The organism is Edaphobacter sp. FHG110511_03, from assembly GCF_059115365.1.
The window spans coordinates 1,438,005-1,450,759 of the sequence record NZ_JBZYWL010000001.1 but is presented as its reverse complement, the minus strand read 5'-3'; the positions used below and the strand labels follow the sequence as shown (position 1 = coordinate 1,450,759).

Genomic DNA, 12,755 nt, shown 5'->3' with positions numbered 1-12,755 from the left:
ATGACCTGGCGCCGTGTCCTCATGAACGGCGCCTTTGTTTTTGGAAGCTAGACTTAAGGAAGAGGAGCAAAGATGTTTCGAAATGTATTTGGAACTGTTGCGGGTGCGGCGCTCGTGGTTGCGACCACCACTGGATTTGCTCAACAGACTACGCAGGCGGAGCAGGACAAGACGGTAAAGGTGAATCAGATCCAGGTGATCGGCTCGCACAACAGCTATCATTCGGGGTTTGCTCCAAGTGAGCGGAAGTATCTGGAGACGAAGAACCCGAAGGCGCTGCGAGCGCTGGATTACAGCCATGCTCCCCTTCCCGATCAATTGGATGGAGGCGTGCGCCAGATCGAGATCGACGTGTTCGCCGACGCCAAGGGCGGGCGGTATGCACATCTCCCCATCGACGACGCCACGGTGAAGGCCGGATTACCAGCCGATCCGAACTTCGATCCCAAACATGAGATGGATAAGCCGGGCTTCAAGGTGATGCATGTGCAGGGAATGGATGAGCGCAGCACCTGCCATACTTTCGTGAAGTGCATCACGGTTGTGCGCGAGTGGTCGAAGCAGCATCCTCAGCACCTTCCCATCTTCATTCTGGTCGAGACGAAGGAAGACGGCGGCAAGCAGAGAGAGGGCATGATCGCGACCGAGCCTTTCACCAAACCCGTCTTTGATGCTCTGGATGCGGAGATCCGTTCTGTCTACCATTCAGGCGAGTACATCACTCCGGACGAGGTTCGCGGCAACGCCGCCACACTCAACGATGCTATCCGTGCAGGCGGCTGGCCTACCCTTGCAAAGGCGCGCGGAAAGGTAGTTTTTCTGCTGGATCAGCGCAAGATCGAGACGATCTACACCGACGGACATCCCTCGTTGAAGGGCCGCGTGCTGTTTACCAATGGCGAACCCGGCAAGCCGGATGCTGCTTTCACGGAAGAGAACAACGGAAGCAAAGAGACTATCGATGCTCTCGTGAAGCAGGGCTATCTGGTTCGGACGCGGACCGATGAAGGCACAGAGCAGGCTCGCACGAACGATACGACGCGGCGCGACCTTGCGCTGTCGACCGGAGCTCAGATGATCAGCACCGACTACCCGCCGTCGGAGCCTTCGCAGTGGAGTTCGTTCGTCGTGAAATTTCCGGATGGGTTGGTTGCGCGATGCAATCCGGTGAACAAGCCGGAGGGATGCGTGGATCGGCTGCTGGAAGCTCCGGCAGGTACAGTCGCAACGAAGTAAAAGCAATTCGGTTGTCATAGAAAGGCGCGGCATTGAGCCGCGCCTTTTTGTGTAGAGAGCAAGAACCGCAGGTCCCATTCGGCTACGCTCAGGGCAGGCTCTTCGACTTCGCTACGCTCCGCTCAGGATGACGCTTTTTGAGGGAGGAGATTCCGCTGGTGCAGATGCAGCTTAGCGCTCCAGCCAGTTCTTGATCTTCGATCGATAGGTGCGGCTCATGGAAATTTTCTGTCCGTTGAGCAGATGCACGCCGTATTCGCCATCGATCTCGGGTCGGACCTCCTTGACGTATTGGAGGTTGACGATGGAGGAGCGATGGACTCGAAGGAAGATGTTGGGGTCGAGCTTTTCTTCGAGATGGGTCATGGTCTCGCGCAGGAGATGGGTCTCAGACTGCGTGCAGATGCGAACGTAGTTCTCTTCGGCTCCGATCCAACATATCTCGGTGACGGGAAGAAAGAGAATGCGTCCCTTCGATTTGAAGACGATGCGCGTGGTGTAGGGCGTGCCATTGGGGCTCTTCGGTGCGTTGGCATTCGGGTTCTGTTTCGAGACTCGGATGTGATCGAGAGCGCGCTGGGTGGCGGAGCGAAAACGCTCGAGAGTAAAGGGCTTCAGGAGATAGTCGACGGCGTGGATCTCGAACGCGCGCAGGGCGTAGCGATCATAGGCGGTGGTGAAGATGATGGAGGGCATGACGGGTGCGCCAGCCGCACTGAGCTCGCCGACGACATCGAAGCCATCCATGTCGGGCATGCGGACATCAAGGAAGAGAAGATCGGGTTTGGTGGCGCGCACAAGGGCAATGGTTTCCGAAGCGGTTGCACCTTCACCGGCAACTTCAATTTCTGGGAATTCGCGCAGCAGTTGTCGAAGCTTCTGCCGTGCCAGGACTTCATCGTCTGCCAGGACTGCCTGAATCATCACGCACCATATCCTGTTGTCTGTTCTATTGGACGCTCCGCGAAGCGGAGAGGGAGCGTCAGGACGACCTGAACGAGGCCGTCTTCGAGCTCGGAGATAGAAAAGCTATGATCGTCGCCATAGTGCATACGGAGGCGATCCTGAACGTTGACCAGACCAACGCCATTGCTCGCAGCCTTCTGTGCTGCGACACGCAGGCCGATGCCGGTGTTGGTGACTTTGAGGCGCAGGACAGAGCCTTGTGACGATGCATCAATGGAAAGAAGACCATTGGAGCTTAGTCTCGACAAGCCATGCGCATAGGCATTTTCGACGATTGGCTGAAGAATCATCGTGGGAACGATTGCATCGTGCACGTGTGGATCAACGTTCATCTGCTGTTGCACACGCCCCGCAAACCTGCGGTCCTGCATAGCCAGATACATCTCGATGAACTCCATTTCGTCGCTTAATGGGATGAATTGGGCTTCCCCGCGATGCAACGTTATACGCAAAAGCCGACTGAGTTGTTCCAGCATAAGATCGGCAGCGGCAATATCGGTTTGCATGAGACTCGAAATGCCGTTCATTGTGTTGAAAAGAAAGTGAGGATTGAGCTGCATGCGCAGGGCGCGCATTTGTGCCTGTACCAGTTGCGATTGCAACTGCGAGGCAATACGCTCCTTTTCGCGATAGCGCTGGTAATAGCCCACTCCGCGAAAGAGGAAGAAGGCAGACCAGAAGAGGACGAGCGAGTCGATCAACTCAGCATCGAGATGGAACGACAAACGTTGCCAAAACGGCATCGGTGGTCTACCCATCGGAAGACGGGGAAAGAGGATCACCCAGATGGTCTCCTCGAGCACACTGGCGAAGAGACTAAGAGGGAGGAAAAGAGTGAGTATGGTCTTGAGATTTGCGCTGTAGATTCTGGATCTCAACGTCCACCAAAGGACCCAGCACAGAACGCCCCAGATAAAAAACTGCGCTCCCCATGCCAGAAGCAGAACCGAGAGCATGACATGCTCTTCGTTCCAGAAGCGCATGCGGGTGTTCCAGTCCTGAAGGGCAAAGAGCAACCCAAGCGTAGTTGACCCCGAGATAAAGATCAGAGGGTGCATCCACACTGGCTGGTGCGTCTCGTTCTTCCAACGGGTGAATGTCAGTTGCTTGTCCCTCGGCTTTCTACAGTCATCCGATACCGTAGGCCGCCGGCATTATTGTGCATCCATGGATACGCCTTGAGAACAATCCTGCGAAGGCGCGATTTCTGCCGACGGACAGGAATTCAAGTGGGTAGATGGGATGTAAGCCACGGCGGCAAAGAGGATAAGGGAGATCAGTACCTTTTGTTTCAAGAAAAATGAGTACATCGCAAAGTTCCTCCCGACAGATTGCTTGCCCCAGATGAGATTTCAGACAGAAGGCTGCAGAGGCTCTTCTGCCGGTAAATAAATAGGGGCCCGGTAAGACATCGACGAAATGAATACGATTCCGTCATCCATAAGGGCTAGATCCTTACAGGACGAAAAGGTACCTTGCCCAGCTTAAACTCCAGCTGAACCCATATTCAGGCCGTTGGTCACAAATTCTGCGATTTACAGAGGCGAGGTTTCCCGGGACTGGGGAGCGATGCCGGAACCACGTCCGGTGAGCTGATGGATGAGGTCGGCCTCTCTCTGGCGGTAGGGAGTGCCGTCGTGGCGGAAGACCTCGTGAAACCAGATGGTGGGCTGGGAAAGGACATAAGGATGCTGCCAGGAGTCCCAGGGGAGATACGTCTGGGTCTTTCCGGCGACGAGACCCCAATTAATAGCCGCCACGTTTAGTTGTTTCGCCAGAGGGAGGATGGTATCGAAGGTACTGCCGCTGCCACGCGCCATGTATTCGGTACAAATGATGGGTCGGTGAAGGGGTTGAAGAGAACGGACCCGAGCTTCGAACTCCTCGGGCCAGCCATAGTTATGGAAGGTGATGACGTCGCTTTCTGCGAGCTGAATTTTGGTTACGGGGCTCTCTTTGGCCGGATCGCTCCAATCACCGGTCCAGACGCCGCTGGTGAGGGGCTGGGTGGGGTGAGCAGACCGAGCCCAGTCGAAGGCCTTGGGGAGAAGGGCGGCGATCAGCTCAGCCTTATTCTTCGGCTCGCTGAAACGGTTGCCGTTGTTATTGTCGGGCTCGTTCCATATGTCCCAGGCGAGGACGCGGTCGTCTTTGGCGAAGGCGGAGACGACGCCGACGACATATTCTTTAAGGTGGGGCTCGTAGGAGGAGTCGGTGAGTTCAGCAGCGCCGGGACTCTGAACCCAACCGGAGTTGTGGACGCCGGGGATGGGCGGATGCTGGGGACCGAGATGAGGGTTCGATTCCCAGCAGGAATCGAAGAGCACAAGGATGGGGCGGATATGATGACGGGCGGCGATAGCAAGGAAAGCATCGAGGCGGCTGACGAATGCTTTGGGATCCTGCTTCCAGAGCTGGTCCTGCAGGAAGACGCGCATGGTGTTCATGCCGATAGCCTCGGCGAGGCCGAGCTCACGGTCATTGATGGCAGGGTCGAAGGTGGCGGCCTGAAACATCTCGAACTGGTTGATGGCGTTGGAGGGAACATAATTGGCTCCAACGAGCCAGGGCTGACGGGCGTACCAGGCGTTGGCGGCGCTCTCGGTCCAGCGGGCGGAGGCATTTGAGGGGGATTGAGCCTGGAGGCTTGGGGCCGCGAGAACCGACAGAGCAAGAAAAAAGGCTGAAATACGCATCCGCGCCATGATACGCGAAGGGGTGGCCCATCCGGCCGGTAAAACCATTTGAACCAGGCAACAGGTCGTCCACTGAGATGGATGGCAACCAGTGACGATCTCGAGGATGGGAACGAAGAAAGAACTGTACGAAATACAAAAGGAATGGAATTATCGAAGGACCGCAGGGGTGGTCACTACACTTTGAAAAGAGGGGCGCCGATACAAAGGTGACTCCAAGGGCCAGGTTTTTGGATGGGAAAGGATAGCAGCAAAATGAGATGGTTGCGTTGGGTGAGCGTGGTTGGATTGGTCTCATGGTTGAGCATGGCCTGCTGGGCACAAAACCCGAAGGGGGTCGGGGGAAAGCTGAAGGTCTACTTTGTGGATGTGGAGGGGGGCCAGTCCACGCTATTTGTGACTCCTGCAGGACAATCTCTATTAATTGACACGGGGTGGGGAGAGAATGAAGGGCGGGATGCGGAACGGATTGCCGCAGCAGTAAAGGATGCGGGCGTAAAAAAGATCGACTACGTGCTGATTACACACTTCCACGAAGATCACGTGGGCGGGGTGACGCAACTCCTCGAAAGGGTTCCGGTGGGAGCTTTTATCGATCATGGGCTGAACCGGGAGGAGGAGCCCGCTGCAAACCGGGGATACGCTGCCTATGAAAAGGCGATCGCAGCCAATAAGGTGAAACGCATCCAGGCGAAACCAGGCGACGTGCTTCCGATTGTCGGGATGAAGGCAGTTGTGGTGAGTGCCGATGGCAATCTTATCCAAAAACCACTTGAAGGCGCGGGGGCGGCGAACCCCTTCTGCAAAGGCGCAGAGAGCAAGCCTGCCGATATGACCGAGAACGCACGCTCCCTGGGGATCAAGATTACGTTTGGCAAGCTGCAGCTGCTGGATCTGGGAGACCTGACCTGGGACAAGGAGATGGAGCTCGTGTGTCCGGCAAACAGGCTGGGCAAGCTGGACGTCTATATTGTCTCTCACCATGGGTGGGACCATAGCTCGAGCCCGGCGATGGTCGACGCGATCGGCGCACGTATTGCCGTTATGGACAATGGTGCGAAGAAGGGAGGGTCGCCGTCGGTTCTGGATACGATCGCAGCCGCTCCGGGGCTGGAGACGATGTGGCAGCTTCACTTCTCCGAAGAGGGTGGAGAAGAACACAACACGGCTGAAGAGTACATTGCCAATCTCGAAGCGCAGGAGAAGGGAAATTATCTCGAGCTGATAAGCGCAGGCGATGGCAGCTTCGATGTGTTGAACTCCAGGACCGGCGATACGAAACACTATGCAGCGGCGGCTGCTTCTGTCGCACATTAGAGCGTTGGTTGCGTCGGACAAGGTGGTCAAGATACAACCGGAGGTCCCATTCGGCTACGCTCAGGGCAGGCTCTTCGACTGCGCTGCGCTCAGGATGACAGCTTTTATGGTGCGAATTCTATAGATTCCATCGATTCGCAACGAAGAGTGAGGGGACCCGGAAGATATGCTCTTACGAGCCGTGCGAAATGTTCGACATGCGGGGGTCCTTTTGTTACCTTGTGTGAGATGCGATCCGCTGCACCTCGAACTGTGACCACAAAACCACAGGGAAAACGCTACTATCCGACTCCAGCCCTCGAAAAGGGATTGGACATCCTTGAGCTGTTTGCGAGCAATCCAGAGGGGATGACGGTGAGCGAAGTCGCACGCCGGCTGAACCGCACGATGTCTGAGATCTTCAGAATGCTGCTGTGCCTGGAGCAGCGCGGTTATCTGGCTCAGTCCTCGAACAAGGATCGATATCATCTCACACTGCGGCTGTTTCGGCTTGGACAGGAGCACCCTCCGACCAAACGGATGGTTACCGAGGCGACGCCGGTTATGCACTGGCTGGCGCACCAGATGCGGCAGTCATGCCACCTGGGCATCCTGGACGGAGGCCATGTCGTGATCCTGGCGCAGGTGGATTCTCCGGAGTCCACGGGGTTCTACGTCAAAGTGGGGTCCAAGGTGGACCTGATGCATGCCGCAACGGGACACGTCATTCTTGCGCATCAGACGGAGGATGCCCGTGAGCGGGCCATTCAGGAGTGGATGCGCGAGACCCAGAAGAAAAAGCCGTTGGATCTCGATGAGCATCTGGAAAAGATTCGCGCTCGCGGATACGAACGTCGCGCCAGCTATGAAGTGACAGGCGTGATGAACATCAGCTTTCCGGTGCTCAACTCCCAGGGCAACGCTATCGCCGGACTTACTGTGCCTTATGTTAAGCGGATTGAGGACAAGATCGGCGTGCCAGAGATTGTAGAAGCATTGGGCACGGCCAGCCGTCAGATCTCGGAAGCAATGGGAGCACTGACGGAGGAGGCCCCGCCAGTTGAGGCGTCTTCGAAGAAGGCTGCGGGGACGAAGGCAAAGAAGTAAGGCCTGGCGCGATTCAGAGATCCTGGCAATGACTGGCTGGGATAGTTGACGGAGCTTTGTTTACGTTAAACAAAGCTGCTCCCTGAAAGATTTGCGATGGTGCGATCAAATACAGGGATTCTTCGACTCCGCTGGGCTGCGCTCAGGATGACGTCCTCTTTTTGTTTTCAGAGTGACATCAAGCTCTCAAAAGTGACGATTGGGTTTTCAGAGTGACGTCCTCTACTGAAGAGCTCGACCACCAGACGATTCCTTATCTGTCCGGAAATGGACAGCCTATTTTGTTTGTGGACAGGATGCCTCTCCTTCTCTCCTTCTAAGTCGTTGACGATGCTAGGGAACGAATGGCCCATCGTTTGCGTTTGTACTGGGTGCGATGGACATTCAAAGACCAGATATCAAACGGAAAAAGATTCGGCAACAGTGGATTGCGGGTGCGGTGGGCTTGGTGGTGTTGGCCCTGGCGGCGCTGTTCGTCTCGAAGCTAAAACCAGCTGCGCCTACGGTAGATCGTGCGGTTGTTTGGACGGACACGGTAAAGCAAGGCCCCCTGCTCCGCCAGGTTCGGGGACCGGGAACGCTGGTTCCCCGCGAGGACCGGATCAGGCTGATTCCTGCCGAGACTGAGGCGACGGTGGTGCGAATCCGTGTTCTTCCCGGCGTTAAGGTCGAGCCCAATACGATCGTGATGGATCTGGTGGATCCTACGCTGCAGCAAGAGTTGCTGGATGCCCAGCTGCAGCTTAAGGCTGCCCAGACAGACCTGATGAACGTCAAGGCGAGGTTGCAAAGCGACCTGATGACTCAGACGGCCGGAGCCGCGACCGTACGGGCGGACTATAACCAGGCCAAGTTGCAGGCCCAGACGGACAAATCGCTGTATGACCTGGGGGTCATCAGCGGGTTGACCTACAACGCCTCGAAGGGCAAGGCGGATGAGCTGACGACACGCGATGGGATCGAGAAACAGCGGCTGGTCGTCAACGAGAAGGCCATTGAGACCCAGGTTGCGGTGCAGCAGACCAAGGTGGCCCAGGCACAGGCGCTACTGGCCTTGAAGGAGAGGCAGCAGGAGGCGTTAAGTGTAAAGGCAGGCATCAGCGGTGTGCTGGTGGATCTGCCGCACCAGGTGGGCGAACACGTTGCCCCGGGCACGACGCTGGCCAAGGTCGTGCAGCTGGACCAGTTGAAGGCGGCCTTGAAGATCGCGGAGACGCAGGCACGCGATATCCAGATTGGCCAGCCGTCGGAGATTGACACCCACAATGGCGTGATTCAGGGCAAAGTAATGCGGACGGACCCGGCTGTTGTGAACGGAACGGTGACTGTTGACGTAGAACTGGAAGGCGCATTGCCGCAGGGAGCGCGTCCTGACCTGAGCGTAGACGGGACGATCGACCTGGATCGCATGGCAAATGTGCTGTACGTGGGCAGGCCGGCATTCGGAAACGAGAACAGCACGATCAGCCTGTTCAAGCTAAGTCCTGACGGTAAGACAGCAGTACGGGTTCCAGTAAAGGTAGGCAAGGCCTCGGTCAATGCGATTCAAGTGATCGAGGGGCTGCAGAACGGGGACACCGTGATTCTGTCGGACATGAGCCGCTGGGACAACACAGACAAGATTCGCCTGGAGTAGGACACAACAGTTACGAAAGCAGGAAAAGGAGAAAGCGAATGACCGAGACGATTATCGAGATCGAGCAGCTGACCAAGGTCTTCTACACCGATGAGATCGAGACGCACGCGTTGTCGGGTGTGCATCTGCAGATTGAGCGCGGGGAGTATGTGGCGATGTCGGGACCTTCGGGCTGCGGCAAATCGACGCTGCTGTCGATCATCGGATTGCTGGACACTCCGACGAATGGACGCTATCAGCTGAACGGAAAAGCGGTCGCAAACCTGGACTTTGCCGACCGCTCTCGAATTCGCAACCAGGAGATCGGGTTCATCTTTCAGAGCTTCAATCTGATCGGCGACCTGAGCGTTGCCGAGAACGTGGAGCTGCCACTTACCTACCGGACAGGAATGCCTTCCGCCGAACGGAAGAAGCGAGTGCAGGAGTCTCTGGAGCGAGTGAATATGGCTCACCGGATGCGGCATTACCCGGCACAGCTCTCGGGCGGTCAGCAGCAGAGGGTGGCGGTAGCGCGCGCTCTGGCGGGATCGCCATCGATCCTGCTGGCGGACGAGCCCACGGGAAACCTGGACTCGAAGAACGGCGAAGCGGTGATGAAGCTGTTGAAGGAGCTGCACGATGAAGGCGCGACGATCTGCATGGTGACGCACGATCCTCGTTTTGCCGCACATGCGGAGCGGCAGATTCATCTGTTCGACGGCAAGGTGGTTGCAGAAGGAGAGCTGAGCCAGCTAATGGCGGAGGCGTAGTCATGATTCGTGAAGCGATAGAAGAGGCGAAACAGACCGCACAAGAACTGCCGGCTTTTACGGCGGCTGTTCTGATGCTGGTTGCACTGTGCATAGGAGCGCACTGCGCAGTGTTCTATGAGGCGGATGGAGAGCAGCTGAAACTGACTGCCGCCGGTTCGATGAGCCGTACAGCAACAGAAGGCATCGATGCTCTCGGGCGTATGCGCAGCCGGGCGGAGTGCGCAATGAAGACACCTGGATTCACTGTGATTGTCGGACTGCGGCATTACGAGATGGAGCTAAGCGTTCCGATTGCAAGCGTGCAATCGCTGTTTGAGAACGCGCGAACGGATGTGGTTCGCGTGTTTGCACCTAATCTCAACATCGCGGCTTAAGGAAAACGACTGTCGCGCATGATGCGCGTGAAGAGGAGTGAGGTATGAATCGACTGATTCAGGACGTGAGATTTGCGCTGCGGCAGCTGCGAAAGGCTCCCGGATTTACGCTAACGGCAATTCTTACGCTCGCGCTTGGCATTGGAGCCAATGCGGCGATCTTCACTCTTGTGCACGCGGTTTTGCTGAAGAACCTTCCCGTCGCAGACCCGAAGGTGCTGGTACGCGTAGGTGATCGCGACGACTGCTGCGTGAATGGCGGCGTTCCGGATGAAAACGACTATTCGATCTTCGCTTCAGAGCTCTACGAGCACCTGCGGGACAATACGCCGGAGTTCGAGCAGCTGGCGGCGATGCAGGCCGGGGTGTGGAAGGGGAACATTACTGCCCGCGCAGGCGGAAGTAATGCACTGCCTAAGCCTGCGGCTGGAGAGATGGTCACGGGCAACTACTTCGCCGTGCTGGGACTGAAGCCGTATGCCGGACGCCTTCTGCAGGCTTCTGACGATAAGCCCGGCGCCCCGATGGGTGTAGTGATGAGCTACCAGGCGTGGCAGCGGGACTACAACTCCAATCCTTCGATCGTAGGCAGCACCTTCATCCTGAACACGTATCCGGTGACGATTCTCGGGATTACGCCTCCGGCCTTTTATGGCGACCGCATGACGGACAGCCCCCCGGACTTCTACATCCCGATGGTGCTAGAACCGCAGTTCGGCCCGGCACATCCAACGTCGCTTCTGCATAGCAGGGGAGCGAACTGGCTCTACATCCTGGGCAAGGTGAAGCCGGGGACAAACATTGCCCCGTTGCAGGCGAAGATGAGCGGGGAGCTGCGGAACTATCTGGCGACGATTGACACCTACAAGAAGGCAGACCAGAAGCCGAATCTTACGAAGTCGCATGTGTTGTTGACGCCGGGCGGCTCGGGGATCGCCAACATGCAGGAGGAGTTTGGCAAGGGTTTGCGCCTGCTGATGTCGGTCTCAGGGCTGGTGTTGCTGATCGCCTGCGCAAACATTGCAAACCTGGTGTTGGTACGCGGGATGGCGCGGCGTGCAGAGACCTCAATCCGGATGGCTCTTGGTGCTCAGCGGAAGCGGCTGATCCGGCAGATGCTGACGGAGAGTGTACTGCTATCGTGCCTGGGCGGTATCGCTGGCCTTGTTGTGGCGTATGCCGGCACGAAGGTGCTGCTGGCGATGGCCTTCCCGCACGCGACCAATTTGCCGATCGATGCGAGTCCGTCGGTGCCCGTTCTCGGTTTCGCTTTCCTGCTCTCGCTGGTGACGGGACTTCTGTTTGGTGTGGCTCCCGCGTGGGTGACCTCGCATTCGCAACCGGCAGAGGCTCTGCGTGGATCGAATCGAACGACGCAGGACCGCTCAGGCTGGTTGCAACGCTCCCTGGTTATTCTGCAGGCAGCGCTCTCGCTGGTGCTGCTGGTTGGCGCAGGGTTGATGGCGAAGAGCTTGATGAGGCTCGAAAATCAGAACTTCGGAGTGATCACCGAAAACCGCACGGTCGTTCATTTCAGTCCGGAGAACGCGGGACTGAAGCAGGAGCAGTTGCAGGGCGTCTACGACCAGATCGATCAGGAGATCCGCAGGCTGCCAGGAGTGGAGAAGGTTTCGCTGTCGCTGTACACACCGCTGGAAGGCAATAACTGGGGACAGGGGGTCTTTCTGCAGGGACGGCCGGAGCCGCATGCGGGAGACAGCATCGGGGCTTCGTGGCTTCGCGTAGGGCCAGACTACTTTGACATCGTGGGCCATCGCGTTGTGCGCGGCAGGGGAATCACGATTCACGACACGGCGACATCAGCTCCCGTTGTGATTGTGAACGAGACGTTTGTGAAGAAGTTCTTCCCGAACGGGCAAAACCCACTCGGTGCGCACTTCGGCGTATCGGGGATGGAGAGCGTGGGCGATTGGGAGATTGTGGGTGTGGTCTCGGATGTGAAGTACAACGACATTCGCAATCCTGTACGCCCGATGTACTTTCGTCCGCTGCTGCAGGTTGCGCACACCAAGCCGGACGATGATGTTCGTTCGCTCTATGCTGGCGCGATCATGATTCAGACAAAAGGTAGAGTGGATGGGCTTGAGGCGCAGGTGCGTCACACGCTGGCGAGCATCAATCCCAATCTGACTGTCACGCGGCTGATGAGCTTCGATGAACAGGTCCGCGGCCAGTTTGACCAGGAGCGGCTATTGGCTCGCCTGACGCTGATGTTCGGCGTTCTGGCGTTGATCCTTGCTTCGGTTGGCCTGTACGGTGTCACGGCGTATTCGGTGGCAAGGCGCACGCCGGAGATTGGAGTACGGATGGCGCTGGGCGCGAGCCGGGGCAGCGTGGTAGGCATGGTACTTCGCGAGGCGATGCTGCAGGCAGCGATCGGTCTAGCGATCGGAGTTCCTGTTGCATGGATGTGCGCGCGATTCGTGCAGTCGCAACTTTACAACGTAGGCGGACATGACACGACGGTGCTTGTCCTTGCGATTACGGTGCTGGCGTTCGCCGCCTGCGCGGCCGGGTTGATTCCGGCACAACGGGCCGCTTCCACGGACCCAGTAAAGGCGCTTCGAACGGAATAGATAAGAAAGAAGAACGGAGTTTTGCAATCCGCGATGGTGTTCACGATCGCGCAGGAGCTTTGTCGCTTTGCGCGGGATCCGGGAGTTTTAGAGTG

10 protein-coding genes are annotated in these 12,755 nt (G+C 57.3%); 7 read left to right on the top strand and 3 right to left on the bottom strand.

Annotated elements, in window-relative coordinates; translation table 11 throughout:
- The first annotated feature begins 72 nt into the window (after positions 1-72).
- A complete protein-coding gene (locus AC5S26_RS05825) occupies positions 73-1,236 on the top strand; it encodes a phosphatidylinositol-specific phospholipase C1-like protein (RefSeq protein ID WP_494183906.1) in 1,164 nt (387 codons plus the stop codon).
- Positions 1,237-1,407: 171 nt separating this feature from the next.
- On the opposite strand, the gene AC5S26_RS05820 is transcribed toward AC5S26_RS05825, so the two are convergent.
- The 3 genes from AC5S26_RS05820 to AC5S26_RS05810 form a co-directional block, all read right to left on the bottom strand.
- A complete protein-coding gene (locus AC5S26_RS05820) occupies positions 1,408-2,160 on the bottom strand; it encodes a LytR/AlgR family response regulator transcription factor (protein ID WP_494183905.1) in 753 nt (250 codons plus the stop codon).
- A complete protein-coding gene (locus tag AC5S26_RS05815; protein WP_494183904.1) occupies positions 2,160-3,260 on the bottom strand; it encodes a sensor histidine kinase in 1,101 nt (366 codons plus the stop codon). Before AC5S26_RS05815 ends, AC5S26_RS05820 begins: the two co-directional genes overlap by 1 nt.
- A gap of 477 nt (positions 3,261-3,737) precedes the next feature.
- Positions 3,738-4,898 (bottom strand): cellulase family glycosylhydrolase, encoded by a 1,161-nt coding sequence (locus AC5S26_RS05810; RefSeq protein WP_494183903.1) that lies wholly within the window; start codon positions 4,896-4,898, stop codon positions 3,738-3,740.
- A 255-nt stretch (positions 4,899-5,153) separates the two neighbouring features.
- On the opposite strand from AC5S26_RS05810, the gene AC5S26_RS05805 reads away from it, so the two are divergent.
- The 6 genes from AC5S26_RS05805 (at position 5,154) to AC5S26_RS05780 (ending at position 12,660) form a co-directional block, all read left to right on the top strand.
- Positions 5,154-6,215 (top strand): ComEC/Rec2 family competence protein, encoded by a 1,062-nt coding sequence (locus AC5S26_RS05805; RefSeq protein ID WP_494183902.1) that lies wholly within the window; start codon positions 5,154-5,156, stop codon positions 6,213-6,215.
- A 252-nt stretch (positions 6,216-6,467) separates the two neighbouring features.
- Complete coding sequence (locus AC5S26_RS05800) at positions 6,468-7,301, top strand: IclR family transcriptional regulator (protein WP_494183901.1); 834 nt, start codon at positions 6,468-6,470, stop codon at positions 7,299-7,301.
- Between the two features lie 376 nt (positions 7,302-7,677).
- The gene (locus AC5S26_RS05795) at positions 7,678-8,937 is read left to right on the top strand and encodes an efflux RND transporter periplasmic adaptor subunit (protein ID WP_494183900.1); all 1,260 of its coding nucleotides are present in this window, start codon (positions 7,678-7,680) and stop codon (positions 8,935-8,937) included.
- A 38-nt stretch (positions 8,938-8,975) separates the two neighbouring features.
- Positions 8,976-9,686, top strand: a complete 711-nt coding sequence (locus tag AC5S26_RS05790; RefSeq protein ID WP_494183899.1) for an ABC transporter ATP-binding protein — start codon at positions 8,976-8,978, stop codon at positions 9,684-9,686.
- A 2-nt stretch (positions 9,687-9,688) separates the two neighbouring features.
- Positions 9,689-10,063 (top strand): hypothetical protein, encoded by a 375-nt coding sequence (locus tag AC5S26_RS05785; RefSeq protein WP_494183898.1) that lies wholly within the window; start codon positions 9,689-9,691, stop codon positions 10,061-10,063.
- Positions 10,064-10,107: 44 nt separating this feature from the next.
- Positions 10,108-12,660, top strand: a complete 2,553-nt coding sequence (locus tag AC5S26_RS05780) for an ABC transporter permease (RefSeq protein WP_494183897.1) — start codon at positions 10,108-10,110, stop codon at positions 12,658-12,660.
- The last annotated feature ends 95 nt before the right edge of the window (positions 12,661-12,755 follow it).